Origin of the sequence: Lacisediminimonas profundi, from assembly GCF_008831265.1 — a bacterium.
GTDB lineage: Bacteria > Pseudomonadota > Gammaproteobacteria > Burkholderiales > Burkholderiaceae_D > Lacisediminimonas > Lacisediminimonas profundi.
In genome coordinates this window covers 1-25,183 of record NZ_VTTH01000008.1, presented here as the reverse complement: position 1 = coordinate 25,183, position 25,183 = coordinate 1, and the positions used below count along the sequence as shown (strand labels likewise).

General features: G+C 59.9%; 25 protein-coding genes and 1 rRNA gene. 6 read left to right on the top strand and 20 right to left on the bottom strand.

The genetic code is table 11. From position 1 onward, the window contains the following. Nucleotides 1–76: 76 nt before the first annotated feature. The 6 genes from erpA to rplM all read right to left on the bottom strand — a co-directional run bounded on the left by erpA (nucleotide 77) and on the right by rplM (nucleotide 3,677). Nucleotides 77–427 (bottom strand): iron-sulfur cluster insertion protein ErpA, encoded by a 351-nt coding sequence (erpA, locus tag FVE66_RS18950; protein WP_151449045.1) that lies wholly within the window; start codon nucleotides 425–427, stop codon nucleotides 77–79. 52 nt (nucleotides 428–479) lie between these two features. Then, nucleotides 480–881, bottom strand: coding sequence for a bactofilin family protein (locus FVE66_RS18945; protein ID WP_151449044.1), 402 nt, complete (start codon nucleotides 879–881; stop codon nucleotides 480–482). A gap of 10 nt (nucleotides 882–891) precedes the next feature. After that, a complete protein-coding gene (locus FVE66_RS18940) occupies nucleotides 892–1,623 on the bottom strand; it encodes a DUF6776 family protein (RefSeq protein WP_151449043.1) in 732 nt (243 codons plus the stop codon). A 46-nt stretch (nucleotides 1,624–1,669) separates the two neighbouring features. Next, entirely contained in the window at nucleotides 1,670–2,713 is a 1,044-nt protein-coding gene (gene argC / locus FVE66_RS18935; RefSeq protein WP_151449042.1) for an N-acetyl-gamma-glutamyl-phosphate reductase, read from the bottom strand. Nucleotides 2,714–2,843: 130 nt separating this feature from the next. Further along, on the bottom strand, nucleotides 2,844–3,236 hold the full coding sequence (gene rpsI, locus FVE66_RS18930) for a 30S ribosomal protein S9 (RefSeq protein ID WP_151449041.1): 393 nt from the start codon (nucleotides 3,234–3,236) through the stop codon (nucleotides 2,844–2,846). A gap of 9 nt (nucleotides 3,237–3,245) precedes the next feature. After that, a complete protein-coding gene (gene rplM / locus FVE66_RS18925) occupies nucleotides 3,246–3,677 on the bottom strand; it encodes a 50S ribosomal protein L13 (protein ID WP_151449040.1) in 432 nt (143 codons plus the stop codon). 248 nt (nucleotides 3,678–3,925) lie between these two features. On the opposite strand from rplM, the gene FVE66_RS18920 reads away from it, so the two are divergent. After that, nucleotides 3,926–4,372, top strand: coding sequence for an OsmC family protein (locus FVE66_RS18920; RefSeq protein ID WP_151449039.1), 447 nt, complete (start codon nucleotides 3,926–3,928; stop codon nucleotides 4,370–4,372). 17 nt (nucleotides 4,373–4,389) lie between these two features. On the opposite strand, the gene coq7 is transcribed toward FVE66_RS18920, so the two are convergent. Next, on the bottom strand, nucleotides 4,390–5,016 hold the full coding sequence (gene coq7, locus FVE66_RS18915) for a 2-polyprenyl-3-methyl-6-methoxy-1,4-benzoquinone monooxygenase (RefSeq protein WP_151449158.1): 627 nt from the start codon (nucleotides 5,014–5,016) through the stop codon (nucleotides 4,390–4,392). A 235-nt stretch (nucleotides 5,017–5,251) separates the two neighbouring features. On the opposite strand from coq7, the gene FVE66_RS18910 reads away from it, so the two are divergent. Continuing rightward, nucleotides 5,252–6,247 carry a porin gene (locus FVE66_RS18910; protein ID WP_151449038.1) on the top strand — a complete coding sequence of 332 codons (996 nt, stop codon included), beginning with the start codon at nucleotides 5,252–5,254 and terminating at the stop codon, nucleotides 6,245–6,247. Between the two features lie 107 nt (nucleotides 6,248–6,354). Here FVE66_RS18910 and FVE66_RS18905 read toward each other — a convergent pair whose 3' ends face one another. From FVE66_RS18905 to FVE66_RS18865, 9 genes are all read right to left on the bottom strand, one after another. Continuing rightward, the gene (locus FVE66_RS18905) at nucleotides 6,355–7,227 is read right to left on the bottom strand and encodes a DUF3025 domain-containing protein (protein WP_241673289.1); all 873 of its coding nucleotides are present in this window, start codon (nucleotides 7,225–7,227) and stop codon (nucleotides 6,355–6,357) included. Further along, a complete protein-coding gene (gene pyrC, locus FVE66_RS18900) occupies nucleotides 7,208–8,242 on the bottom strand; it encodes a dihydroorotase (RefSeq protein ID WP_151449156.1) in 1,035 nt (344 codons plus the stop codon). The genes FVE66_RS18905 and pyrC overlap by 20 nt, the downstream gene beginning before the upstream one ends. Nucleotides 8,243–8,324: 82 nt before the next feature. Continuing rightward, complete coding sequence (locus FVE66_RS18895) at nucleotides 8,325–9,596, bottom strand: glycerate kinase type-2 family protein (protein WP_151449037.1); 1,272 nt, start codon at nucleotides 9,594–9,596, stop codon at nucleotides 8,325–8,327. Between the two features lie 77 nt (nucleotides 9,597–9,673). Further along, entirely contained in the window at nucleotides 9,674–10,399 is a 726-nt protein-coding gene (locus tag FVE66_RS18890; RefSeq protein ID WP_151449036.1) for an amino acid ABC transporter ATP-binding protein, read from the bottom strand. A gap of 67 nt (nucleotides 10,400–10,466) precedes the next feature. Then, nucleotides 10,467–11,156, bottom strand: a complete 690-nt coding sequence (locus FVE66_RS18885; RefSeq protein ID WP_277753175.1) for an amino acid ABC transporter permease — start codon at nucleotides 11,154–11,156, stop codon at nucleotides 10,467–10,469. Next, nucleotides 11,157–11,906, bottom strand: coding sequence for an amino acid ABC transporter permease (locus FVE66_RS18880; RefSeq protein ID WP_151449035.1), 750 nt, complete (start codon nucleotides 11,904–11,906; stop codon nucleotides 11,157–11,159). A gap of 43 nt (nucleotides 11,907–11,949) precedes the next feature. Further along, nucleotides 11,950–12,882 (bottom strand): amino acid ABC transporter substrate-binding protein, encoded by a 933-nt coding sequence (locus tag FVE66_RS18875; RefSeq protein ID WP_151449034.1) that lies wholly within the window; start codon nucleotides 12,880–12,882, stop codon nucleotides 11,950–11,952. 76 nt (nucleotides 12,883–12,958) lie between these two features. Further along, nucleotides 12,959–14,242, bottom strand: a complete 1,284-nt coding sequence (locus FVE66_RS18870; protein WP_151449033.1) for a Glu/Leu/Phe/Val family dehydrogenase — start codon at nucleotides 14,240–14,242, stop codon at nucleotides 12,959–12,961. Between the two features lie 57 nt (nucleotides 14,243–14,299). After that, the gene (locus tag FVE66_RS18865) at nucleotides 14,300–16,138 is read right to left on the bottom strand and encodes an ABCB family ABC transporter ATP-binding protein/permease (protein ID WP_151449032.1); all 1,839 of its coding nucleotides are present in this window, start codon (nucleotides 16,136–16,138) and stop codon (nucleotides 14,300–14,302) included. A gap of 64 nt (nucleotides 16,139–16,202) precedes the next feature. Between FVE66_RS18865 and FVE66_RS18860 the strand changes: the two genes are divergently transcribed. Then, the gene (locus tag FVE66_RS18860; protein ID WP_151449031.1) at nucleotides 16,203–16,610 is read left to right on the top strand and encodes an acyl-CoA thioesterase; all 408 of its coding nucleotides are present in this window, start codon (nucleotides 16,203–16,205) and stop codon (nucleotides 16,608–16,610) included. 58 nt (nucleotides 16,611–16,668) lie between these two features. After that, the gene (locus FVE66_RS18855; protein ID WP_151449030.1) at nucleotides 16,669–18,252 is read left to right on the top strand and encodes an alkaline phosphatase D family protein; all 1,584 of its coding nucleotides are present in this window, start codon (nucleotides 16,669–16,671) and stop codon (nucleotides 18,250–18,252) included. Nucleotides 18,253–18,294: 42 nt separating this feature from the next. Here the strand turns inward: FVE66_RS18855 and FVE66_RS18850 are convergent, their stop codons facing one another. Together FVE66_RS18850 and FVE66_RS18845 are read right to left on the bottom strand one after the other, a co-directional pair. Next, a complete protein-coding gene (locus FVE66_RS18850; protein WP_151449029.1) occupies nucleotides 18,295–19,971 on the bottom strand; it encodes a long-chain fatty acid--CoA ligase in 1,677 nt (558 codons plus the stop codon). Between the two features lie 236 nt (nucleotides 19,972–20,207). Next, a complete protein-coding gene (locus FVE66_RS18845) occupies nucleotides 20,208–21,314 on the bottom strand; it encodes an aminopeptidase (RefSeq protein ID WP_241673288.1) in 1,107 nt (368 codons plus the stop codon). Between the two features lie 257 nt (nucleotides 21,315–21,571). On the opposite strand from FVE66_RS18845, the gene FVE66_RS18840 reads away from it, so the two are divergent. Continuing rightward, entirely contained in the window at nucleotides 21,572–22,759 is a 1,188-nt protein-coding gene (locus FVE66_RS18840) for a M20 aminoacylase family protein (protein ID WP_151449028.1), read from the top strand. A 186-nt stretch (nucleotides 22,760–22,945) separates the two neighbouring features. Here FVE66_RS18840 and FVE66_RS18835 read toward each other — a convergent pair whose 3' ends face one another. Then, nucleotides 22,946–23,938, bottom strand: a complete 993-nt coding sequence (locus tag FVE66_RS18835; protein WP_151449027.1) for a Bug family tripartite tricarboxylate transporter substrate binding protein — start codon at nucleotides 23,936–23,938, stop codon at nucleotides 22,946–22,948. A 188-nt stretch (nucleotides 23,939–24,126) separates the two neighbouring features. Between FVE66_RS18835 and FVE66_RS18830 the strand changes: the two genes are divergently transcribed. Beyond that, on the top strand, nucleotides 24,127–25,008 hold the full coding sequence (locus tag FVE66_RS18830; RefSeq protein ID WP_151449026.1) for an SMP-30/gluconolactonase/LRE family protein: 882 nt from the start codon (nucleotides 24,127–24,129) through the stop codon (nucleotides 25,006–25,008). An 88-nt stretch (nucleotides 25,009–25,096) separates the two neighbouring features. On the opposite strand, the gene rrf is transcribed toward FVE66_RS18830, so the two are convergent. Beyond that, nucleotides 25,097–25,183: ribosomal RNA gene (rrf, locus tag FVE66_RS20690) — 5S ribosomal RNA — on the bottom strand; the annotation flags it as partial.

Genomic DNA, 25,183 nt, shown 5'->3' with positions numbered 1-25,183 from the left:
GCATGAAAAAAGCGCGGCAGGTGCCGCGCTTTTTGGAAACGACCGCCCGGAATCAGGCCTTGAATCAGGCCGAAAATCAGGCCGAGAACGAGGAACCGCAACCGCAGGTTGTCGTCGCATTCGGATTCTTGATCACGAACTGCGCACCCTCGAGGTCATCCTTGTAATCGATCTCGGCGCCAACCAGGTACTGGTAGCTCATGGAATCGATCAGCAACTGGACGCCGTTCTTGTCCATCGTGGTGTCGTCCTCGTTGACGATCTCGTCGAACGTGAAGCCATACTGGAAGCCCGAGCACCCGCCGCCCTGTACGAACACGCGCAGCTTCAGGTCAGGATTTCCTTCTTCCTCGATCAGTTGTGCGACCTTCGAGGCAGCGCTGTCAGTAAAGATGATCGGCGCCGGCATTTCGGTAACAGCATTCATATCAGACTCCTGCGAATCGGTGCAAAAACAGATTATAGGCCTTTGGCAGGTTTCAGGCTGAGGACGCCAGAATCGGGGCTGCCAGCTTCAGGACCTGCTCCCCGGCCTGGTCATGACTGAGGCGCCCCGAGACGAGAGCGCCGCCATGCATCTCCAGTGCCTTGTAGTACACATCGCCAGTTATGCGGGCGCGCGGCTGCAATTCAAGCAGTTCGGACGAATGGACCGCCCCGACGATTTCGCCATTCACGACCAGATGTGCTGCCCGCACCTCGCCTTCCACCCGCGCGTGCTCCGAGATGACCAGCATGCTGGTCTCTGCAGTATCGGCAATGACATTGCCATTGACGATACCATCGATGCGCAGGCCGCCCTTGAAATGCAGGTCACCTTCAATCCGGGTCGACATGCCGATCAGGCTGTCGATCGTGTTCTTGGTCTTGTGGCCAAACATTGGCTCTCCTTTACAAGTTCAAGGTGTGCTGCGCCCGGACCTGCCCCTTTTCGAGCACGGTCGCCTGGAGCGAGCGCGGCGTTGCGCCAGGCGGCAGCAACAGCGTTCCCTCCAGGCGCTGATAATGCCTGAAGCCCAACTTGAAATTATTGATCTCTGACGACTTTCCGTCCGGGAAATTGAGGCTTGTCGCACGACCATTCTGGATGATTGAGATACTCAGCCGCAACGTTCCTTCGAAGTTTGTTGCTCGCTTGCCACCTTGCATGACCAACAAGCGATATTGCAACTGCGTGGGCGAGCCCATTTCAGCGGTTATACCCCGTATGGAGATGCCGGTACTGCGGGAATCAACCGGAAGCAGCCTCTCGAAAAACGCAAGATCTTCCTTGAGCGCGACATTCTCGGTTTCCAGCAATTTGATCTGTGCGGTCAGCCCCTTTTGCGACGACCTCTCGATCGTCAGCTGGCTTTCAGCCGCATTGGCACTGGTCGCCAGCCGGTCGCGCTCGGCCCGCAAGGCCGACATCTGCTGCACCGCATCGTCGTATTCCGACGCCGACGGCCGCGCCGGCAGTCCCGCGACCGCCCGGCCGTGATCCGAGGCCCACAGTCCGATCAGAGCCCCCAGCACCAGCAACAGTACCCCGACAACGATCCTCGCCGGCCACGACATGGCAGTCGTGACCGTCATCCGCGGAGCGGAAATGGAGCGCCGTCGCAGCCACAGCTTTACTTTCATGGGAGGCTAAGCATGACGACCATCATGACCCTGATCAGGCGATCGTTCAGGGCAGCACCGGCACCTGCATCAGGCCGGTGGTTTCATCCAGTCCGAACATGATGTTCATGCACTGCACGCCCTGTCCGGCCGCACCTTTGACAAGATTGTCTTCAACCACCAATACCACGAGCAAATCCCCGCCGCCCGGCCGGTGAACAGCAATCCGCATCATGTTCGACGCACGCACGGAGCGGGTTTCAGGATGACTGCCGGCCGGCATCACGTCGACAAACCGCTCGTTCCTGAAATGATTTTCGTAAAGCGCCTGGAAGTCGGTGGAGCGCGCCTCGGGAAGCAATTGCGCATAAAGCGTCGAATGTATTCCACGGATCATCGGAACCAGATGCGGGACGAAGGTGAGCCCGGCCTTTCTGCCTGAAATCGCTTCCAGCCCCTGCACGGTCTCGGGAAGATGCCGATGTCCCTTCACTCCATAGGCTTTGAAATTGTCCGATGCCTCCGCCAGCAGGCTGCCGATTTCCGCCTTGCGGCCGGCGCCGGACACGCCCGACTTGCAGTCGGCGATCAGTCCCAGTTCGTTCACCAGCGGCTTGCCCTGCGCCAGCAAGGGCGCAAACCCGAGCTGCATCGAAGTCGGGTAGCAACCCGGCAGACCGATGACACGCGCCTTCCTGATCGCATCACGATTGACCTCCGGAAGACCGTAGACCGCCTCCCCCAGGATATCCGGGCAGGAGTGCGGCATGCCATACCACTGCTCGAAGACAGCGGTATCCCGCAGGCGAAAGTCGGCTGCAAGGTCAATCACCTTCACGCCGGTGGCCAGCAGTTCGCGCGCCTGGGCCATGGCCACACCGTGAGGGGTGGCGAAGAAAACGACGTCGCAGGCGTTCAGATCGGCCTTTTCAGGCGCGGAAAAAGCCAGCGACACATGGCCGCGCAAGGACGGGAACATGTCGGCGACAGGCAGCCCGTCCTCCTTGCGCGAAGTGATTGCGGTGAGTTGCACCTGCGGATGAGCAGCCAGCAGCCGCAGCAACTCGACGCCCGTATAACCTGTGCCGCCTACGATTCCTACCTTGATCATGTCCGTGCCTGCTTGAGAATGAATATCGATTCTAGCAGCACGGCAAAGTGCTGCCAGACGGTCCGCAATGACGAAAAAAAAAGCTGCCAGGCGCAAGCCCGGCAGCTCTTCGTGCGGCGCTCGTGCGAAATTAGCGCTTCGAGAACTGCTTGGCGCGACGTGCTTTGCGCAGGCCGACCTTTTTACGCTCGACTTCGCGGGCGTCGCGGGTGACGAAACCGGCACGGGCGAGGTCAGGCTTCAAGGCTGCATCGTAGTCGATCAGGGCGCGGGTGATGCCGTGGCGAACAGCACCAGCCTGGCCAGATTCGCCACCGCCGTTGACGTTGACCATGATGTCGAAGCGATCGACATTGTTGGTCAGTTCCAGCGGCTGGCGGATCACCATCAGGCCCGTTTCACGCGAGAAGTACTCGTTGGCCGGCTTGCCGTTGACCACGATCTTGCCGGATCCGGACTTGATGAAGACACGTGCGACTGCGCTCTTGCGACGTCCAGTGCCGTAGTTGTAGATACCAATCATGTCCGTTCCTTAGATCTCGAGAGGCTTGGGTTGCTGAGCCGAGTGCGGATGGCTGTCTTCCGCGTAAACTTTCAGCTTCTTGATCATTGCGTAGCCGAGCGGACCCTTGGGCAGCATGCCCTTGACGGCCTTCTCGAGCGCGCGTCCCGGAAAACGCTGCTGCATTTTCTGGAAGTTGGTCTCATAAATGCCACCCGGGTAGGTGCTGTGGCGGTAATAAATCTTGTCGGTCGCCTTGGCGCCGGTAACGCGCAGCTTGCCAGCATTGATCACGACGATGAAATCCCCGGTGTCGACGTGGGGAGTGAATTCCGGTTTATGCTTGCCGCGCAGTCGGCGTGCCACTTCGCTGGCAACACGTCCGAGAACTTTATCTGTCGCGTCAATCACGTACCAGTCGCGTTGGACCTCATGGCCCTTGGCGGAAAAGGTTTTTTGCATGATGACTACCTGTCTGAATGAAGGCCCTGTTGCGGTGGTTCCCCTGGCCAGATACTGCCGCCGGGGGACTCATCCTTGTTGTGCATCTTCCGGGCGCAATAGGAAGAACCGAAAAGTATAGCGTTTTCAAGCAGTTGGCGTCAACCCTGTCGTGCAATTCCGCCCAGCTAACGCCGAGAGATGCTGCAAGAACGGCGCCTCCGCGGCTAAAATCGCACTTCTATTCAAAAGGACAATTGGAATACATCATGGAATGCACCGTTCGCTGGACTGGATTGTCGGGTATGACCTTTCTCGCCGAAACCGGCTCCGGACATGTCGTTGCGATGGACGGCGCCCCGGACGGCGGCGGTCGCAATCTCGCACCCCGGCCGATGGAAGTGGTGCTGGCAGGGACCGGCGGATGTACTGCTTACGATGTCGTCTTGATCCTGCGCAAGAGCGGCCAGGACATCCGCGGTTGCGACGTAACCCTGAAATCCGAGCGCGCGGAAAAAGACCCGAAGGTATTTACCTCGATCAATTTCCATTTCACCGTCCGCGGCCGCAAGCTCAAGCCCAATCTGGTCGAACGGGCGATCAAGCTCTCGCATGAAAAATACTGCTCCGCCTCGATCATGCTGGAAAAGACCGCAGTAATGACACACTCGTTCGAGATCGTCGAGGATCTGGCTGACCTCCCCCCCGCCGACTGACAAAAAGAGCGCAGCACCTATATTCGATAGGCAATCGTGGTCATGATCTTGGCCACGCCCTTCATGGCCGTCCTGACCGCCAGCGGCAGTTCGCTGGCGCCGAGCGCCTGCGCTGCCGCGCCGTGCTCGATCTCATCCAGACGCATCTGATCGACGATCGCTCGCGACTTCACATCCGCCGCAGGCAGCACCTGGAGATGATGGTCGAGGTGAGCCTCCACCTGGCGCTCGGTCTCCACCACAAATCCCAGACTGTTGGCATCGCCCAGCTTTGCCATCGCCGCGCCCATCAGGAAAGCGCCGCCATACCAGAGAGGGTTGAGCAAGCTGGTGCGGGAATTCAGTTCGGCCAGGCGCTCCGCAGTCCATGCCAGGTGGTCCTCTTCTTCGCGCCCGGCCTGCTCGAACTGGCGACGAGTCTCCGGGTTATGCGAGAAAGCGCCCTGGGAATCATAGAGCGCCTGGGCACACACCTCCCCGACATGATTGACGCGCATCAAGCCTGCACTGTGCCTTCGCTCGGAATCGGTCAAGGCCTGCTCGACGACCTTCGCGGACGGATTGGGCCGAGCGGCGCTCGCAGTGCCGGTAATCGCCCTGAGTGCGCGGTCGAATCCAATGATCAAACGGTCATGTGTTGTCATATTTATATTGGTAGTATGTTCTTTTTCCCGGCAGATCGTTGCTTGCATGCGACAGCCTTGCCAGAAATGTGGTGCAAAAGCCAAAATTTCTTTGCCCTGCGGCCTTCAATTTGATGAAATGGCTATCAGCTTCTCGATCGCATGGTTTTGAAGCCTCAGCAGGAACGTCCACTAGTGGTTCTTGCTGGATGCTGGAAAATAAATTTTAGCATTACAACTCTCTGGAGATTACCCAATGAAAAAGACCCTACTCGCGCTCGCAGTGCTCGGCGCAGTCGGCGCAGCTAACGCGCAGACCGCAATCGTCATCGATGGCTCGATCGACACGTCGATCCGTAACCGCGCTCCTGCAGCTGGTTCGAACACGACTGAACTGGTTTCCAACCAGCGCAACACCAACTACATCGGCATCAGCGGCACCGAAAACATCGGTGGCGGTCTGAAAGGTATCTTCCAAGTCCGTACCGGCTACGGTTCGGACGCATCCACTGCCAGCTCGGTTGGTGACCAGAACGTCTGGCTCGGCCTGCAAGGCGGCTTCGGCACGGTCAAGCTGGGTCGTGACCTGACCCCGCAATTCCTGCAAGTTTCGGCTTACTCGACTTTCGGCACGGGCTTCCTGAACAACCGGTCCTCGATGAACGCCGGTTCGGTTGACGCTCGCTGGAACAACTCGGTTCAGTACGTCACCCCGAACCTGTCCGGTTTTGGCCTGCAATTGATGGTTGCTCCGCGTCAGGAAACCACGCTGGTCGCTGGCGCCAACTTCACGACCGCTGGCTACACCGCTGCTCAAGTCGCCGCTTTTGGCGTGCCGATGAACGCACGTCTGACCTACGGCGCTGGCCCCCTGAGCGCAGGCCTGGCTGTTGTTCGCAACGGTTCGGCTGGTCCTGACACTGTCTGGAACCTGGGTGGTTCGTACAACTTCGGCGTCGCCACTCTGAAAGCTCAGTTTGAGCGCGATCAGAACACTGGCCTCGCAGCTGGCAACAAGAACGCATGGCTGGTTGGTGCAGAAGGCGCAGTGCCAGGAACGGCAATCGTCCTGAAAGCACAATACTCCAAGCGCAATGCAGCAACTGCTGTCTCGCCTACCGAGAAAGCAGTTGGCGTTGGCGCCGATTACAACCTGAGCAAGCGTACGACTGCGTACCTGTTCTGGGGCAAGCAAGACGCTGCAGTTGGCGGCCTGCGCGACACCGTCCTGGGCGTGCGTCACGCATTCTAATTTTGCCGCCGGTTAATCCGGTTGCAGTTAGAGAAAAAGCCACCCTTCGGGGTGGCTTTTTTCATGCATGGGACCACAGCAACGCGGCCTGGATATTCCTGCCGGTCTCAGCCGCTCGCTTTTTTTCGCTTCACCACTCGAAACACGTCTTCGTTGGCGTAGAACATTTGATCCTGCCCTTCATGCCATCCGGGAAAACCGAGCACCGGAACGGGGAAGAATGAAGATGTGGATGTTGCCGGGGATAACTGGGAGCGTGCAAGCTGATCCAGCTGCGCACGTGCGCCGGCAGTCGAACAGGGTATCGGCAGATCCCGGCCAATCAGCGGAAAACAATGCGCGGTAATGCTGGCATAGGGCTTCACCAGCTTCTCCATCAGGGCATGACCGAAAAGCAGGACGTCATACAAGCGTCCAAAATCGTCCCTGCGCTCGAGGAACACCTCGGACCAATGGCGTGCGACCAGGGCATCAGGCACCTCGCCGTCCAATGCAATCAGTAGCGCTGAATTCTCATCGAAAATTGTCGCCGCGTCGCGTAGCGCGCCCCGGCGGTTTCCCACCCTGTAGCTGCTCCCGGCGGGCTGAACTTCCAGTTCCGACTGCAACTGATTGAACTGCAACTCATTGAGCCGTGCTTTGGTTTGCGGGAACGTCAGCCACACCAGCGCATTGAAAAAGTCATGAAGATTTTCCCGCGTGGGCACGCATCCGGTGCGGCCGATGTGCGCTTCGTAGGGCTCGCCGTCTGGCAAGGACTCCTGCGACACGAATTGAATCGGGCTGCCCTGGAAATTGACGAGTTGCCCTTGCTGCGCCGCCCGGTTGAGCGCAGCGCGCCAGTCTGGAGACTCTGCGATGGGGCGCCCGGTATCAAGGTAGGGCCCCAGCCACGGGGCCGTCCAGTCGATCGGCTCAAGAAAGGAGGCGGGCATCAGCTCACCGTACAGCGAAAGGGGATCAGGCCACGCGCCAGTCAAGCTTGCCGCCGCCGTCGAGAGGCACCACCGTGGCTTCACCCATGGGAAGTTCGTCCGGAACCTGCCATTCCTGGCGTTCGATGGTGATCGACCCGACATTCACCGGCAAGCCATAGAAAGCCGGTCCGTGCAGGCTGGCAAAGCCTTCCAGCTTGTCGAGCGCACCGGCCCGGTCGAAGGCTTGCGCATAAAGTTCCAGCGCATGCAGCGCCGTGTAACAGCCGGCGCAGCCACAGGCATGTTCTTTCAGGCCCTTGGGATGGGGCGCCGAATCGGTTCCAAGAAAGAAACGCGAATTTCCGGACACTGCCGCCGCGACCAGCGCCAAGCGGTGTTCCTCACGCTTCAATACCGGCAGGCAGTAGTAGTGCGGGCGGATGCCGCCACGGAAAATCTCGTTGCGGTTGTACAGCAGGTGGTGGGCGGTGATGGTAGCGGCGACTGGCCCCTGCGCATCACGGACGTAGTGTGCGGCATCCTTGGTCGTGATGTGCTCGAACACGACCTTCAGGGCCGGGAAATCTGCCCGCAGCGGGGTCAGCACCCTATCGATGAACACCGCTTCCCGGTCAAAAATATCGATTTCCGGATCGGTCACCTCGCCATGCACCAGAAGCGGCATGCCCGCTTCCTGCATCGCTTCCAGCGCCTGCCTGCATTTTCGCAAGTCGGTCACGCCCGCATCCGAATTGGTGGTTGCACCTGCCGGGTAAAGCTTGACCGCATGTACGAACCCGCTCTCCCGCGCCCGGCGTATCTCGTCCCCGGAGGTCATGTCCGTCAGGTACAGCGTCATCAGCGGCTCGAAGCGCATGCCGGCCGGCAGGGCCTGCATGATCCGTTCACGATAGGCCAGCGCCTGGGCAGTCGTCGTCACCGGCGGCCGCAGGTTGGGCATCACGATTGCCCGCGCGAACTGTCGTGCGGTGTGAGGAAGAACGCTTGCCAGCGTCGCCCCGTCGCGCAGGTGGAGGTGCCAGTCGTCCGGGCGGGTAATGGTGACGGTGTTGGTGATGCCGTTGTTATCTGAATCGTGATCTGAATCGATTTGCATGGTCTAGCTTGGAAGCGTTGAATAGCAGCGGCAGCCGCATTTTCTAGACGATCAGGATGACCCTGTAGTCGTTGACGTTGGTCCTTGTCGGCCCGGTAAGCACCAGGTCGCCGAGCCCCGAAAAATAAGTGTAGCCATCGTTGTTGGCCAGCATTTTTTGCGCGTTCAGTCCTTTTTCCTCGGCGCGCGCTTTGGTATCCGGACCCAACACAGCGCCCGCATTATCCTCCGTGCCGTCAATGCCGTCAGTATCGGCCGCCAATGCATGCACACCCGGCATACCACCGAGCTCGACCGCCAGCGAAGCGAGAAATTCGACGCAGCGCCCACCCCGTCCATTCCCTTTGACGGTCACGGTGCACTCGCCGCCGGAAATCAGCGCGACCGGCGCCTTGAACGGCTGCTGGTAGAGGCGGATTTCCTTCGCCAGTGCCGCATAGACTTTCGCGACTTCGGCCGCCTCTCCGGTGACCGTGTCACCCAGCACGACCGGGGTGATGCCCTGCGCACGGAAGTAAGAAGCACCAGCTTCCAGGCTCTGGTGTGCGGTGGCAATGACATGATTGCGCACCCGCTCGAACAAGGGGTCGCCAGGTTTGGGCGTTTCCGGGATATTCCCGGCTGCACCTGACTGCAAATGTTGCTGCACCGAAGCAGGTGCCCTTACCTCATAGCGCTGCAGGACATTCAATGCGTCCTGGTAAGTCGATGGGTCGGGACAGGTCGGGCCCGAGGCGATGGCACTCGGGTCGTCGCCGGTTACATCGCTGACAATCAGTGTAAGCACCGGTGCCCGGCACGCTGCGGCCAACCAGCCGCCCTGTATGCGCGACAGGTGCTTGCGCACGATGTTCATGTCGGTGATGGGGGCGCCGGACATCAGCAGCCCTTTGGTGACGGCCTTCAGGTCTGCCATGTCCACGGCCGGAACCGGCAGGGACAGCAGGCTCGACCCGCCGCCGGAAACAAGAGCGATCAACAGATCGTCTTCGGTCAGTTCGGAAACGCGGCGTGCAATCTCCGCCGCCGCCTTTTCCCCAGCGTCATCCGGAACCGGATGACCGGCCTCCACGACGGTGACCCGGGTGGTCGGCATGCCGTGTGCATAGCGGGTGACGACCAAGCCCTCCAGCTGAGCATCGGATGGCCATGCCAGTTCCACCGCCCGCGCCATGCTGGCCGCTGCCTTGCCAGCGCCGACCACGAGGGTCCGGCCTTTTGGCGGCGGAGGAAGATGTCCGGCAACGATCTTGAGCGGGTCGGCAGCAGCGACCGCATGCTGGAAACTCTCCAGCAAAAGCTTCTTGTAATCCATTCTGGTAATTGTTTGCGCCGTCGAAGGCGACAACTATAACCGCAATTGCGTGCAAACCGATGCCACTGACACGGAAGTCAATGAATGATCCTGGTGAGAAATTCGCGCGCCCGGTCGGACTGCGGCGTGTCGAAAAAAACGTCCTTCTGCGTGTCTTCCACGATCCGGCCGTGGTCCATGAAAACGACGCGGTGCGCGACCCGCCGGGCGAATCCCATCTCGTGGGTCACGACCATCATGGTCATCCCTTCCCGGGCCAGTTGCGTCATGACATCGAGGACCTCGTTGATCATTTCGGGGTCAAGCGCTGAAGTCGGTTCGTCGAACAGCATGGCGATCGGATCCATGCACAGTGCGCGCGCAATTGCCACGCGCTGCTGCTGGCCACCGGAAAGTTGTCCGGGAAACTTGTCCTTGTGGGCCAGCAAGCCGACCCGATCCAGGTATTGCAGCCCGCGTGCCGTTGCTTCGTCCTTGCCGCGGCGGAGCACCTTGACCTGCGCCAAGGTGAGGTTTTCGCGGACCGACAGGTGAGGGAACAGTTCGAAGTTCTGGAACACCATGCCGATTCGGGCACGCAATGCAGAAAGATTGGTGCCCGGATCGTTCACGCGGATGCCGTCGACGCTGATCTCGCCCTTCTGGATCGGCTCCAGACCGTTGACCGTCTTGATCAGCGTCGACTTGCCAGAACCGGAAGGGCCGCAGATCACAACAACCTCGCCTTTCTTCACCGACAGGCTGCAATCGGTCAGCACCTGGAAGCTGCCGTACCATTTGCTGACGTCTTTCATCTCGATCATTTTGTGTTTCCAGTCATGTGAGGCAGGCAAGTCTGTTTCGGTCGGGCGGCGCCGGCCCAAGGCAGGATCAACGCACAATTGCCACCCGCCTCTGCAACCGTTTCACGAGCAAGGAAAGCCCGAAGCAGATGACGAAATAGACGAGCGCCACGAACAGGTACATCTCGACCAGTCGCCCATCGCGCTGCGCCACCTTCGATGCAGCACCGACGAAATCAGTGATCGACAGCACGTACACCAGCGAGACGTCCTGGAAAAGCACGATGGTCTGGGTCAGCAGGACCGGAATCATGTTGCGGAATGCTTGTGGCAGGACGACGTTCGCCATGGCCTGCCAGTAATTCATTCCGAGCGCCTGGGCGGCGCTGACCTGTCCGCGCGGAACCGACTGGATACCGGCACGCATGATTTCGCAGTAGTACGCGGCCTCGAACAGGATGAACGTGATCAACGATGAGGAGAAGGCGCCGACCCTGATCGGCTCGCTCGCGCCGATCAGCCAGGCGCCGATGTAAGGGACCAGGAAATAGAACCAGAAGATGACGAGTACCAGCGGTATGGAGCGGATCAGGTTCACATAGCCTGCAGCTGCCAGCGAGAGCGCCCGGAAACGGGACAGCCTCATCATCGCCAGTGCCGTGCCGAACACGAGACCGCCGATCATCGCCAGCACGGTCAACTGCAGCGTGAAGCTCATCCCCGTCGTGAACAGGTAGACCCAGGAACGCTCGATCACATTGAAATCGAAGCTGGACAATCAGTGCCCTCCGCCCGGATTGCTGCGGCTGATGTATCCGGGAACAGCGAAGTTGCGTTCCAGCCTGTTCATCAGGAGAACGACGACCACGTTCAACGCGACGTAAATCAGGGTGGCCGCGGTGAATGCCTCGAACACCTGAAAACTGAATTCCTGCATTGACCGCGCCCTCGCGGTCAACTCCATCAATCCGATCGTGAGCGCGACCGCACTGTTCTTGATGATGTTGAGGAATTCGCTGGTCAATGGCGGGATGATGATGCGAAACGCCATCGGCAGCAGCACATGACGGTAGGTCTGCAGCGTGGTCAGGCCCAGCGCCTGCGCGGCGAGCCGCTGTCCCCGCGGCAGCGAGCCGATGCCGGCCGCGACCTGCACGGCAATCCGGCTCGACGTGAAAAAACCAAGACAAAGCACGGCGGTGATGAAAGCCGAATTGGGCAGGCCTTTTATCCAGTCTCCGGCAGCAGTGGGCAGCAACTCGGGCACAACGAAGTACCAGAGGAACATCTGGACCAGCAGCGGGATATTCCGGAACAGCTCGATCCAGGCGTTGGCCAGGGCGACCAGCCAGCGGTGCGGGACGGTGCGCAAAGTGCCGACAATGGCGCCCAGCAGCAGCGCCATGATCCAGGCCGACATCGAGGTCGCAATGGTCCACAGCAGGCCGCTGAGCAAAGTGTCGAGATAGGTTCCGGCGGCGTCGGGGGAAACCTCCCAGAAGATCCGCCAGTTCCAGTTGTAGTTCAAGCTAACCCCTCAGGCTTGACCTTGGCCACGACAGGCACCAGGCCTATTTTTTCTGGGTCGGGGGAACGGCTGCGTAGGTGGCGGGATCGCCCGAGTCGGTCGGATTGGCGATCACCGCCTTGAGTTGTTCGCTCATCGGTATCGACAGGTTGACCCCTTTCGGCGGGATAGGCGACTGGAACCACTTCGCATAGATCTTGTTGATCTCTCCGGACTTCATCAGCTTGATGATGGCGCTGTCGACAGCCTTCTTGAACGGCTCGTCGCCTCGACGCATCATGATGCCGTACGGTTCGACCGACAGGGATTCCTTGGTGATCGCATAGTCGTTCGGCGACTTCGAACTGGCGGCCAGCGACGAAAGCAGGATGTCGTCCATGGCAAAAGCGACGGCGCGCCCGGTCTCCACCATCAGGAATCCTTCCGCATGATCCTTGGCGGCGAGGATGTTCATTCCCAGCTTGCGCTCGGCGTTCAGTGCGGTCACCTGTTTCAGATTCGCCGTGCCAGCCGTTGACACCAGGGTCTTCCCCTTCATGTCATCAAGCTTGGTGATATTCGCACTTTTCTTCGCCAGCAGACGATTCGCCGTGACGAAGGTGGTGGGTGCAAAAGCCACCTGCTTTTGCCGTTCCAGGTTGTTGGTGGTGGAACCGCACTCGAGGTCGACCGTGCCGTTGGCCATCAGCGGTATGCGGGTGGACGACGTGACCGGGTTCATCTTCACATTCAGGGCCGTCAGGCCGAGTTGCTTCTGAATGGCCGTGACCGTGCGCAGGCAGAGGTCGATCGAGTAGCCCTGGTAGGACTGCTTGTCATCGAGATAGGAAAACGGAATCGAGGAATCGCGCACGCCCAGCGTGACGCTGCCGGTGTCCTTGATTTTCTTGAGCGTACCGGTCAATTCCTGGGCCGTCGCGGCACCGGCGAGCAAACCCGCTCCAATCACTACTGCCACCAACCTGGATGCCTTCATTGCCTCTCCTTGCCGTTTTGCCAATCGGGCTAGTGTAGCAAAAGGGAGGCCGGCAGGCGAACTCGTTTCGGGAGATTCACGGATAGAGTCCGCGCATCTCCCGCGCCTGCAACACCCGGGTGCAGCCAACGATGAACGCGGCCGTGCGCAGCGACACCTTGCGGTCCGCAGCCAGTTGCCATACCGCTGCCAAGGCTTCCTTCATGATCCGGGTCAGGCGCTGGTTGATTTCATCCTCGGTCCAGAAGAAACTGGAGAAGTCCTGCACCCATTCGAAATAGCTGACCGTGACGCCGCCGGCATTCGCAATCACGTCCGGCACCACCAGGATGCCGCGCTCGGCCAGTATGTCGTCGGCCGCCGGCGTCGTCGGTCCGTTGGCGCCTTCGAGCACGATCGAAGCCTTGATTTTCCCCGCATTCGCTGCGGTGATCTGCTGCTCCAGCGCGGCGGGGATCAGCATGTCACAGTCGATCTCCCAGAACTCGTCACGATTGTCGAGCCGGGTAGCGCCCGCAAACCCGGCAACGCTGCCACTGCTGCGCGCGTGCCCCAGCAGGGCATTGACGTCGATCCCACCCTCGTTGACGATCGCCGCTTCGTGGTCCTGTATGGCGACCACCAGAGCGCCGGATTGCGCGAACAACCGCGCAGCAACGCCGCCGACATTGCCGAAGCCCTGTATGGCCACGCGCATGCCGGCGACATCCAGTCCCCGCAGCGCCGCCACTTCACATCCCACCACGAACACCCCGCGGCCAGTCGCTTCCTGCCGGCCCAGGCTTCCGCCAAGCGAAACCGGCTTCCCGGTTACCACGCCGGTAGTGGTGCTGCCTTCGTTCACCGAATAGGTGTCCATCATCCAGGCCATGATCTGCTCATTGGTGTTGACGTCGGGCGCCGGAATATCCTTCATGGGCCCGATGATGATCTGGATCTCGCTGGTATAGCGGCGCGTCATGCGCTGCAGTTCGGCCATCGACAATTGCTTCGGATCGACCCGGATACCGCCTTTGGCGCCGCCATATGGCACATTGACGGCCGCGTTCTTGACCGTCATCCAGGCCGAAAGCGCCATGACCTCCGACAGGGTGACGTCCTGATGAAAGCGTACCCCGCCCTTGCCCGGACCGCGCGAGGTGTTGTGCTGCACCCGATAGCCTTCGAAATGCGCAATCGAGCCGTCATCCCGCTCTATCGGAACATCGACAATCAGGATGCGCTTGGGATGCTTCAATGTGTCTATCCAGCGCGCGAGGTGGCCGAGATGCGGCGTGACCCTGTCGATCTGCTCGAGATAAACCTCCCATGGGCCACAGGGCTGGGACTGGAGAAAGGAAAGCGGCTGATAAGCGACCATGCATGCTCCGCAAATAACAGGAACTCAAGCTGCCGACAACGGCAGCAACGCGTCGGACTAAGGGAGAGACGACAAAATCAGGCCCTCCTGCTGTCCTGCCTGCTGTCGCTGCCACATCTGTGCGTAGGCGCCATCGGCGGCCAGCAGCTCGGCATGCGTGCCACGCTCAATGATATGGCCATGATCCATCACGATGATCTGATGCGCATCAGCAATTGTCGACAGACGATGCGCAATGACGAGGGTGGTGCGATCCTTCGCAATCTCTTTCAGCTGCGCCTGGATTGCCTGTTCCGCCTTCGAATCGAGCGCCGAGGTCGCCTCGTCGAAAATCAGTATGGCGGGATTTTTCAGCAGGGTACGGGCGATCGCCACGCGTTGCTTCTCGCCGCCGGACAACTTCAGGCCGCGTTCGCCGACACTGGTACCGTATCCCTGCGGCAGGCTGGCGATGAAATCATGTATGCAGGCGGCCTTGGCGGCGGCCACGATTTCGTCCTTGCTGGCGCCCGGCTTGCCGTAGGCGATGTTGTATTCGATCGTGTCGTTGAACAGGACCGTGTCTTGCGGGACGATGCCGATCGCTGCGCGCAACGAGGACTGGGTGATGTTGCGCAAGTCCTGGCCGTCGATGGTGATGGCGCCACTCCCGACGTCGTAGAAGCGGAACAACAAGCGTGACAGGGTGGATTTTCCGGAACCGCTATGTCCCACGACAGCCATCGTGTGGCCGGCCGGGATGGTGAAATCGACGCCGAACAGGATCTTCCGGTCCGGCTCGTAGCTGAAATCGACAGCGTCGAAACGGACTTCAGCGCCGCGGATCTGCAGCGGCCTGGCCTGCGGCGAGTCGCTGACTTCGCGGTGCTGGTCCATCAGCGAAAACATGCGCTCCATGTCAGCCATGCTCTGCTTGATCTCGCGGTATATGACGCCAAGGAAATTCAAGGGAATGTAAAGCTGGATCATGAACGCATTGACCAGGACCAGGTCGCCCAGCGACATGCTGCCGTCGATCACGCCGAGAGTGGCACGCCACAGGATCAGGGTGACGGCGACGGCGATGATGGCCGACTGTCCGGTGTTGAGCAGCGACAGCGAGGTCTGCGACCGTACTGCCGCCGCTTCATAACGCTGCAGCCCTTCGTCGTAGCGGCGCGCTTCGTAATCCTCGTTGCCGAAATATTTGACCGTTTCGTAGTTGATCAGCGAATCGATGGCGCGCGTGTTTGCCCTGGAATCCAGATCGTTCATGGTGCGCCGGAAATGCGTGCGCCACTCGGTGACGAGCACCGTGTATCCGATGTAGGCGACCAGCGCGATTGCGGTGATCGCCGAAAACCAGATGTCGTAGTTCAGGATCAGGTATCCGAGCACCAGCGTGATCTCGATCAGCGTCGGCAAGATGCTGAACAGGGTATAGGATACGAGCGATGAAATGCCCCGCGTGCCGCGCTCGATGTCGCGTGTCATGCCGCCGGTCTGGCGGTTGAGGTGAAAGCGCAGCGACAGCGAATGCAAGTGACGGAAAACCCTGAGCGCGATGGTCCGCACTGCGCGCTGGGTGACCTTGGCGAATACAAATTCGCGCATTTCGGTAAAGAACGTCGTTCCCAGCCGCAGCGCGCCATATGCCACCAGAAGCCCGAGGGGCAGCACCAGCAATGCCTGGGGATGCGACGGACTGATGGTGAGCGCATCGACCAGCTGTTTCAGTACCAGCGGAACGCCGACGTTGGCCAGTTTGGCGCTGACCAGAAAAACCAGCGCCAGCGACATCCGCCATTTGTATTGCCACAGATAGGGCAATAGCGTCCTGAGGGTCTGCCAGTCGTTGCGATTTCCCGGTGGAGCAGATTGTTCGTGCGTGGCGTTGGAGTGGGCGTGGCGACGCATGAGGATGGCGCTGGAATGACTTATGATCGACGCATTTTAGCGGTTTCTCAATTCAAGGATACGTATGAACACAAACGAACAGACCACACTGCCGCCCGGCATGCCACAACTGCGGGTCATGCCCATGCCGGCCGACGCCAACGTCCATGGCGATGTGTTCGGTGGCTGGATCATGTCCCAGGTCGATATCGCCGGCTCATTGCCGGCAGTGCGGCGCGCGAATGGACGCGTTGCAACCATTGCCGTCAATTCCTTTGTTTTCAAGCAGCCGGTTTTCGTCGGCGACCTGCTCTCGTTCTACTCCACGGTCGTGAAGGTGGGCCGCACCTCCATCACCGTCAATGTCGAGGTCTATGCCGAGCGCAACCGGCTGCAGGCCGATGTCGTCAAGGTCACGGAAGCGACCCTGACCTATGTGGCGACAGGCGAGGACCGGAAACCGCGCTTGCTGCCAGCCCTTCCCCAAGACTGACTGACTCACGCTAGCTGCCAGCAAAGCCCTTCCTGACCACTCTGATCCCCGATTCCAGATGAATTTCGACCGAAGAAAATTCCTGAGCCATGTTGCGCGGCTGAGCGCCGCGTCAGCCCTCTCACTTGCCTTTCCGGGTCCGGCGCTGTCCCGCACCCAGGTTTATCCGTTCGGCCTTGGGGTCGCATCCGGCGCACCGCAAGCAGATCGAATCATGCTGTGGACACGACTGGTGCCGGCAAGCATTCTCGGCAACGGCCTGCCTGCAGCACCGGTCCGGGTGAAATGGGAACTGGCGGAAGACGAACAGTTCAGGAAAGTCGTCAACAGCGGCGAGGTGACCGCCCTGCCAGAACTCGGCCACAGCGTTCACGTCGATGTCGTCAACCTCCAAGCCGACCGGTGGTACTGGTACCGCTTCATGACTGGGGATGCCACAAGTCCGGTGGGCCGCACCCGCACCGCACCGGCGCCAGATTCCTTTCCGGCATCAATGAAATTTGTGGTTGCATCCTGCCAGCACTGGGAGTTCGGACACTACGCCGCGCACCGGCATATTGCCGCGGCTGCGCCGGACCTGGTCGCCTTCCTCGGCGACTACATCTACGAATGGGGCCCGTACGATCTGCAGCACCCGGACTCGGCGCGCAGAGTCGACGAATCATTCACGCTGCACGATTACCGCAACCGGTATGCGCAGTACAAGAGCGACAAGAACCTGCAGGCAGCCCATCACGCCGCACCCTGGATCGTCACCTGGGATGACCATGAGGTCGCCAACGACTACGGAGCCGGCAGGGATGAGCGTCTTGACCCCGGGTTCCTCGACCGTCGTGCAGCTGCCTACCAGGCCTTTTATGAACATATGCCGGTGAGGCTGCCTTCCGTGCCGGCCCCGGGGAAATCATTCGCGCACCTGCAAATCTACGGCCGTTGCGACTGGGGTCGGCTGGCGCGCTTTCACGTACTCGACGACCGCCAGTACCGCTCGCCGCAGGTCTGTCCCCGGCCAGGCCGGGGCGGATCGAATTCAGTCACCAGCGCTTGCCAGGAACGATTGGCCACAGACCGCACCATGCTGGGCGCCGCGCAAGAGGCCTGGCTGGCAAACGGGTTTGCTGAATCAAGGGCTCAGTGGAACTTCCTGGCCCAGCAAACGCTGATGGCGCAAGCGAGCCAGACGGCCATCGAGAAACCGGATGACGGCCAATTCTGGACCGATGGATGGGATGGCTATCCCGCCGCCCGAGAGCGGTTGCTCGCCGATATCGCGAAACACAGGCCGGCCAACCCGGTGGTGCTTTCGGGAGACGTCCACACTTTCTATGCGGCGGAAATACGGCGGAATTTTTCCCGGCCGGTGTCGCCGGAAAATCCGGTTCTCGCGGCTGAATTCTGCGGAACTTCGATTACATCCAGCTCGCGGCCGCAGTCACGCACCGACCAATATGTCGCCCAGAATCCGCATATCAAGTACGGACGCAGCGACCGGCGCGGCTACATGCTGATGGAGTTGACGCCGGCCCGCCTTCGGGCCAGCCTGATGGGACTGGAGGACGTGCGCGCTCCCGATTCAAGTATCGAGACGGTCGCGACTTTTCGGGTGGATTCCGGCAAGCCGGGCCTTCTGAAGAACGAGTGACCTGATTGATGCGGGTCCGTGGAAACGGACCCGCGCATCGACTCAGGCGGCCTTTTTCTCATCCCGCAGCTCGCGCCGCAAGATCTTGCCGACGTTCGTCTTGGGCAGCTCATCGCGGAACTCGATGAACTTCGGCCGCTTGTAGCCGGTCAGCTGTTCCTTGCAATAGGCTTGCAGTTCATCGGCCGTCAAGGCCGGATCCTTGCGCACGACGAAGAGTTTGACCACCTCCCCCGAGCTCTCGTCGGGAACGCCGACGCAAGCGCATTCCAGCACGCCGGGATGCATGGCCACGACTGCTTCGACCTCGTTTGGATACACGTTGAAGCCAGAAACCAGGATCATGTCTTTCTTGCGATCGACGATGCGGGTAAAGCCCCGTTCGTCCATCACGCCAATATCTCCGGATTTGAAGAAGCCGTCAGGTGTCATGACTTTGGCGGTTTCATCCGGACGATTCCAGTACCCTGCCATCACCTGCGGCCCGCGTATCGCGATTTCGCCCGGCTGCCCGAGCGGCACCGGTCGGCCTTCGTCGTCGAGGATTGCGATTTCGGTCGACGGGACTGGCAGTCCGATGGTGCCGCTGAACTCGCCATCCGCCGGATTGCAGGTGGCTGTTGGCGACGTTTCCGACAGCCCGTAACCCTCAGCGATAGCCAAGCCTGTCACCTTGACCCATTTGTCGTTGACCGCCTTCTGCACAGCCATGCCGCCGCCATTGCATACCTTCAGCCGGGAGAAATCAAGCTTGGCGAAATCGGGGTGGTTCACCAGCCCGTTATACAAGGTGTTCACGGCCGGCAGCATGTGGAACTCGTGCTTGGACAGCTCCTTGATGAAGCCCGGTATGTCGCGAGGATTGGGTATCAGCAGGTTCATGGCCCCAAGCCGGGCACCCAGCAAGCCGCACGCCGTAAGGGCGAATATGTGATAAAGCGGGAGCGCGCAGACGATGGTGATCGGATCCACCTTCGGTTCGCGCGTAAGCACCGGCTCGGCCCAGGCTTCGTTCTGCAGGACATTGGCGATCACATTGCGGTGCATCAGTATCGCGCCCTTCGAAACCCCGGTTGTCCCGCCGGTGTATTGGAGGAAGGCCACGTCATCGTGGTTGAGTTCGACCGGCTTGAAAGTCATCCGGCTGGCCTCGCTCATCGCCTTCTTGAAGGGTATCGCGTGAGGCAGGGTAAACGCCGGCACCAGCTTCTTGACATGGCGGACGACGAAGTTCACCAACAGCCCTTTCGCGCCGAGCATGTCGCCCATGCTGGCGACCACCACATGCCTTACCAGGGTCGAATGGATGACCTGCTCGAGGGTATGCGCAAAATTCTCGAGGATGATGATCGCTTCCGCACCAGAGTCATTGAGCTGGTGCTGGAGCTCACGCGGGGTATAGAGCGGATTGACGTTGACTACCGTGTATCCGGCACGCAGCACGGCGGCCAGTGCCACCGGATACTGCAACACGTTGGGCATCATCAATGCAACCCGGGCGCCTTTCGCCAGCCCCCTGCTCTGCAGCCAGGCGGCGAGTTGCATGGAGAGTTTGTCAAGTTCGGCATAGGTCAGGTACTGCCCCATGCATACGTAGGCATTCCGGTCCGCGTACTTCCGGAACGACTCCTCCAGCAGGTGTACCAGGGACCGGTACTGCGTGTAGTCGATCTCTGCGGGAACGCCCGCGGGATAGGATTTCAGCCAGAACTTGTCCATTCTCCACCTTGATGTAGTTATTTATTTTGGATGTGGCATTCGCGCCATGCCAGCCGGCTCGCGAACCTGACTGGCAATGTGATGCTATCGGGCACGGATGACTGGCGCAAGGGATTTGCGAAGGCGTGAAAGGGCGTCCATGCCTGCTTTTGCAGCGCAGCATGGGCGTTTCGGGGCACAACCGTACCGGTCGCGCAGCGGCCTTCGCCCTTCAGGGGATGGCGGAAGAACCGGTATCAGTTGGTCAGTCCGGCTGCGGCATCACTGGTCGCAATTGTCGCGGCACCGTCGCCGAATCGCGCGAGCGACTGGTGCCGCGCCTGCTTGTCCAGCGATGACAGTCGACGGACCGCTTCGTAGAAACGCGGCAAGTCGCGTTCCTGTTTAAGCATTGCCCGGAATTTGGGCACCAGGTCATGGTAGGTCGAGATCGTGGCCAGGTGGGCGTTCGACAGGGGGTCTGCGAACCAGCGGTCATACCCGGGATAACCGGCCCACCGGTCCGCCTTGACCTGCTTGTACTCATCCTTGAGCGCCTGGAAAATCTCCGTCTTTCGTGCTTTCTTTTCCGCGTCGCTACCACCGCCTGCGTAGTTCACGAGCAACTGCTGGCGATATTTGGTGAGAAGATCCAGGAAGTCCCGCTTGCGCGCTGTGTAATCGGAAAAGCGCTTCTTCATCCCCTCATCGCCGAACCTTTCCATCCACCGTTCGACACCCACCTCCTCAACCGCGACGGCAAAGGATTCGTTGAACCTGGAGTCATCCTTCGCGTAGGCGACCTGATGGGCAAGTTCGTGAAATACCAGCCGTGCCAGTTCCGCATCCGAATACTTGATGAAAGTGGATAGCACCGGGTCGTTGAAATAGCCGAGCGTGGAATAGGCCGGCACACCAGACACCTGCACGTCGTAGCCCTGCATCCGCAGTTCATCGGCGAAGGCCTGCGCTTCGCTCTTCTTGTAGTAGCCGCGATAATTCACGCAGCCGGCAATGGGGAAACACCAGTTCATCGGCTTGAGCGAGAGTGCCGGCGCCGCGACCACGTTCCACAGGACGTAGGAGCGCTTCAAGTCAGCATAGGTCTTGTAACTGTCATTGTCCGGCAGCCCGAGTTCGATGGCTGCGAAGCGGCGAATTTCCTGCACCTTCGCCAAGCGGTCTTTCAGCTTCCCCTCGACACCCGGATCGGCCAGCCAGTCATCTATGGGACGAGCCTCGGACAGCAATGACATCTGTCCCTCGACCGCCTGCATGTAATATCCAACCTGCGCACAACCTGACAGCATGAAAAGCGCTGCTGCAGAAACAACCGTTGTCATGGCCCGCCACTTGATCTTCATGTGATCCTGCTGCTCCGCTCAAATACCTGATTGCCTGCACTGCGTTCATTTCCCCGGGCAAGCCGGCACAACCCATCGTACTGCAATCGCCTCCCCGGAAAAAGCACCGAAAAGACAAGATTTCGTAAAATATTTGCCAGCGCTGACGAGAGCCGGAAAAGTATTATCAGGGTGCATGGAATTCGTGACGGCGCTAAGATCTGACGGAGAGATGAACGCATTCGAATGTGCGCCGCAGCAAGACTTGGGAAGATTCGATGAAACTGATACAAGCGATTTTGGACGACGCCAGTGAGCTGCAACAAATTCGGCGCAAACTGCACAGTCATCCCGAACTGTGTTTCGAGGAACACCTCACATCGGCGCTGGTCGCTGACTGCCTGGCGCAGTGGGGCATACCAATCATCCGCGGCCTGGCTGGCACCGGCCTGGTCGGCGTCATCAAGAACGGCGACAGTCCGCGCGCAGTCGGACTGCGAGCGGACATGGATGCACTGTCAGTGCAGGAGCTGAACGGGTTCGAGCATGCGTCGCAGCATGCCGGGAAAATGCACGCCTGCGGTCATGATGGCCATATGGCAATGCTGCTGGGAGCGGCCCGTTACCTTGCTCAGCACAGGAACTTCAACGGAACCGTATATCTGATCTTCCAGCCGGCCGAGGAAGGAGGTGGTGGTGCCCGGCGCATGATGGAAGATGGGCTGTTCGATAAATGCCCGATGGACGCGGTCTTCGGCATGCACAACTGGCCGGGAATCCCGGAGGGCAGCTTCGCCGTGACGCCCGGCCCCATGATGGCATCGTCCAATGAGTTCGAAGTCGTTGTCTGCGGCAAGGGCGCACACGCGGCCCAGCCGCACAAGAGTATCGACCCCATCATGGCGGCGATACAAATCGTGCAGGCCTGGCAGAGCATCGTTACCCGGAACAAAAATCCGATGGACAACGCAGTATTGTCAGTGACCCAGATCCACGCTGGCAGTGCCACCAACATCATTCCGGACGAAGCCAGGATCGTCGGCACGGTCCGGACCTTCCAGGAAGCGCCGCTGGACCTGATCCAGTCCCGCATGGAGGAGATGGCCACTCATATCGCAAGCGCGTTCGGCGTATCGGTCGACTTCAACTTCAAGCGAAACTATCCGGCACTGATCAATCACCCTGCCGAAACGGCATTCGCAATCGGTGTCATGCAAAGCCTGGTCGGTGAGGATCGTGTCGACGCCACTGTAGAGCCAACGATGGGAGCGGAGGACTTCGCATTCATGCTGCAACTCAAGCGCGGCTGCTACGTCTTTATCGGAAACGGGGAGGGACAGCACCGTGCCGAAGGCCATGGCCTGGGACCCTGTAACCTGCACAATGCCTGCTATGACTTCAATGACCGCTTGCTGCCGCTGGGCGCAAGCTATTGGGTGCGTCTGGCGGAAAGCTTCCTGGCGTAGCGATCGGACTTAACTATCGTATTTAACGATCGCACATTTGCGGCCAAATACCCGCAGGGCTCTAGAGTGAATGCGGTGTGGCCTTGTCTGTGCCAATCGGTTTCCGGGCACCATCCCGCCTCCAGCAGGAGGATGGTGCCCGGGACGTCTGGCGCAGACCCGGATCGCGCCCCGAGGCAACCCCGTCTAGTCGACCTTGGCGCCAGCCGCCTTGACGACTTTGGCCCACTTCAGCGTCTCTGCCTGGATGTGCGCCGCAAATTGCTCCGGCGTATTCCCTACAGGATCGGCACCCTGCGAGATCAGTCGTTCTTTAACGGTCTGCGACGACAACGCCTTGGCAATCTCCTGCTGCAACTTGTTCACGATGTCCTTGGGCGTCCCCGCCGGAGCAAGAATACCGAACCAAGAGCTGGCTTCGAAGTTCTTGAGATCCCCGCCGGCGGCCGCGATTGGCGCCACTCCCGGCAACGCTGGTGATGGCTTGCTGCTGGTGACCGCCAGAGCGAGCAGCCGCCCCGACTTGATGAACTGCAGCGACGACGGCAGGTTATCAAACATGACGTCAGCCTGCCCGGCCATCAGATCGGTCAACGCGGGGCCCGATCCGCGATAGGGGATGTGGAGCATGAATGTACGCGTCTGTGTCTTGAACAATTCACCTGACAGATGGATCGACGTGCCATTCCCGCTGGAAGCCATGTTGACCTTGCCTGGATTGGCCTTCAGGAAAGCGATAAAGCTTTTCAGGTCGGTGATCTTGTTCTTGCTGGCGAAACCGGGATTCAGGACAAGCACGTTCGGCACGGAAGCTACCAACGTGACCGGGGCGAAATCCTTGATCGGGTCAAACGGCAGCTTCGGGTAGAGCGACTGGTTTATGCCGTGCGTACCGACGGTACCCATCAACAGCGTATAGCCATCGGCAGTTGACTTGGCGACCAGGTCAGCACCGACGTTGCCGCCAGCACCGCCGCGGTTGTCGATAACGACCGTCTGGCCTAGCGACTTGGTCAACTCGGCCCCGACAGCGCGGGCGAGCAGATCAGTCGTCCCGCCCGCCGAAAACGGCACGACGATTTTTATCGGTTTGGACGGGTAGGTATCGCAATAGCCAGGGGCGCTGGCGAGGATCGCCGCCCCCGCGATGAATGCGGCAAAAAAATGTTTCATTTGCATGTTGTCTCTCTTCTTTTGTTGGATGTATGGCGTCGCCCGGCATGTCGGGCTGAGCATCCTGTTTGACCGCCGGAAAACTGTTTCCGGTAGCAGCCTGCAGCATCAAAAAGGATACTACGATATGACGGTTGCAACGGCCTTGTCCGAGATCGTCCTGCATAATTGCTGCATTGGGGTGGAGGTATCGGATGAATATGGTGCATGTTTTTTATGATGAACCCATGCTGCTCGGAGAGTGTCCGCTCTGGGAACCGCGCGAAGGAGCGCTCTACTGGATCGACATCGAGGGGCGGGCAGTGCATCGCTACATCGAGAAACAGCGGCAACATACTGCATGGAGCTTGCCGTCTGAACCAGGCTGCATCGCCCGGGCCGAGTCCGGACTGGTGGTCGCGATGCGGACCGGGATCGCGACACTGGACACCTTGTCTGGCTATCTCCGACAGGTCACACCTGCGCCATTCGACGGCGCTACCCAGCGCTTCAATGATGGCCGCTGCGATCCAATGGGGCGCCTTTGGGTCGGAACAATCAATGAGCCGCGCGACGGCCCCAAAGCCACCCTGTTCTGCCTGGAGGGCGGTCAACTGCGCGATGCGGGTTTGCCCGTTACCGTGTCCAACGGACTGGCCTTCAGCCCTGACAGCCGCACGCTTTACCATGCCGACACGAGCGCCCACCTGATCAAGGCGTACGACTATCAGCTTTCCACTGGGCAGGTGGGACCTGGAAGGATTCTCCGGCAATTCGATACGGCACGTGACGAGAACTACGGTGGACGACCGGATGGCGCAGCGGTGGACAGTGAGGGCGCCTATTGGATAGCGATGTACGAGGGGGGGCGGATACTCAGGCTGTCCCCTGCCGGCGCGATACTGGGCGAATTTCCCTTGCCGGTTCGGTGTCCCACAATGATCGCTTTCGGAGGTGAGGACATGCGTACGCTGTTCATCACGACAGTAAGCTTCAAGCGCCCGGCAGAAGAATTGCGCAACAATCCGCTTTCAGGAAAAGTATTGCAGATGCGTGTTGATGTACCCGGGCGGATCGAGAATCTGTGCCGGATCTGAGGTGCGGATGGGGCGAGACCGTTCACGCGAAGCAAATTTGTAAACGAAAAAAAACCCCCTGAGACTCTCAGGGGGTTTTCGAATAAAAGCCTGACGATGACCTACTTTCACACTGGTTGCAGCACTATCATCGGCGCGAAGTCGTTTCACGGTCCTGTTCGGGATGGGAAGGGGT

What these genes read in the sequence shown, in the direction of transcription:
- argC (WP_151449042.1), bottom strand. Translation starts at nt 2,713, where the DNA reads ATGATCAAGGTAGGAATCGTAGGCGGCACAGGTTATACGGGCGTCGAG.
- rpsI (WP_151449041.1), bottom strand. Translation starts at nt 3,236, where the DNA reads ATGATTGGTATCTACAACTACGGCACTGGACGTCGCAAGAGCGCAGTC.
- FVE66_RS18845 (WP_241673288.1), bottom strand. Translation starts at nt 21,314, where the DNA reads ATGAAGATCAAGTGGCGGGCCATGACAACGGTTGTTTCTGCAGCAGCG.
- FVE66_RS18940 (WP_151449043.1), bottom strand. Translation starts at nt 1,623, where the DNA reads ATGAAAGTAAAGCTGTGGCTGCGACGGCGCTCCATTTCCGCTCCGCGG.
- FVE66_RS18850 (WP_151449029.1), bottom strand. Translation starts at nt 19,971, where the DNA reads ATGGACAAGTTCTGGCTGAAATCCTATCCCGCGGGCGTTCCCGCAGAG.
- FVE66_RS18945 (WP_151449044.1), bottom strand. Translation starts at nt 881, where the DNA reads ATGTTTGGCCACAAGACCAAGAACACGATCGACAGCCTGATCGGCATG.
- FVE66_RS18865 (WP_151449032.1), bottom strand. Translation starts at nt 16,138, where the DNA reads ATGCGTCGCCACGCCCACTCCAACGCCACGCACGAACAATCTGCTCCA.
- erpA (WP_151449045.1), bottom strand. Translation starts at nt 427, where the DNA reads ATGAATGCTGTTACCGAAATGCCGGCGCCGATCATCTTTACTGACAGC.
- FVE66_RS18870 (WP_151449033.1), bottom strand. Translation starts at nt 14,242, where the DNA reads ATGGTCGCTTATCAGCCGCTTTCCTTTCTCCAGTCCCAGCCCTGTGGC.
- FVE66_RS18830 (WP_151449026.1), top strand. Translation starts at nt 24,127, where the DNA reads ATGAATATGGTGCATGTTTTTTATGATGAACCCATGCTGCTCGGAGAG.
- FVE66_RS18860 (WP_151449031.1), top strand. Translation starts at nt 16,203, where the DNA reads ATGAACACAAACGAACAGACCACACTGCCGCCCGGCATGCCACAACTG.
- FVE66_RS18890 (WP_151449036.1), bottom strand. Translation starts at nt 10,399, where the DNA reads ATGATCGAGATGAAAGACGTCAGCAAATGGTACGGCAGCTTCCAGGTG.
- FVE66_RS18835 (WP_151449027.1), bottom strand. Translation starts at nt 23,938, where the DNA reads ATGCAAATGAAACATTTTTTTGCCGCATTCATCGCGGGGGCGGCGATC.
- FVE66_RS18895 (WP_151449037.1), bottom strand. Translation starts at nt 9,596, where the DNA reads ATGGATTACAAGAAGCTTTTGCTGGAGAGTTTCCAGCATGCGGTCGCT.
- FVE66_RS18910 (WP_151449038.1), top strand. Translation starts at nt 5,252, where the DNA reads ATGAAAAAGACCCTACTCGCGCTCGCAGTGCTCGGCGCAGTCGGCGCA.
- coq7 (WP_151449158.1), bottom strand. Translation starts at nt 5,016, where the DNA reads ATGACAACACATGACCGTTTGATCATTGGATTCGACCGCGCACTCAGG.
- FVE66_RS18840 (WP_151449028.1), top strand. Translation starts at nt 21,572, where the DNA reads ATGAAACTGATACAAGCGATTTTGGACGACGCCAGTGAGCTGCAACAA.
- rplM (WP_151449040.1), bottom strand. Translation starts at nt 3,677, where the DNA reads ATGCAAAAAACCTTTTCCGCCAAGGGCCATGAGGTCCAACGCGACTGG.
- FVE66_RS18875 (WP_151449034.1), bottom strand. Translation starts at nt 12,882, where the DNA reads ATGAAGGCATCCAGGTTGGTGGCAGTAGTGATTGGAGCGGGTTTGCTC.
- FVE66_RS18855 (WP_151449030.1), top strand. Translation starts at nt 16,669, where the DNA reads ATGAATTTCGACCGAAGAAAATTCCTGAGCCATGTTGCGCGGCTGAGC.
- FVE66_RS18920 (WP_151449039.1), top strand. Translation starts at nt 3,926, where the DNA reads ATGGAATGCACCGTTCGCTGGACTGGATTGTCGGGTATGACCTTTCTC.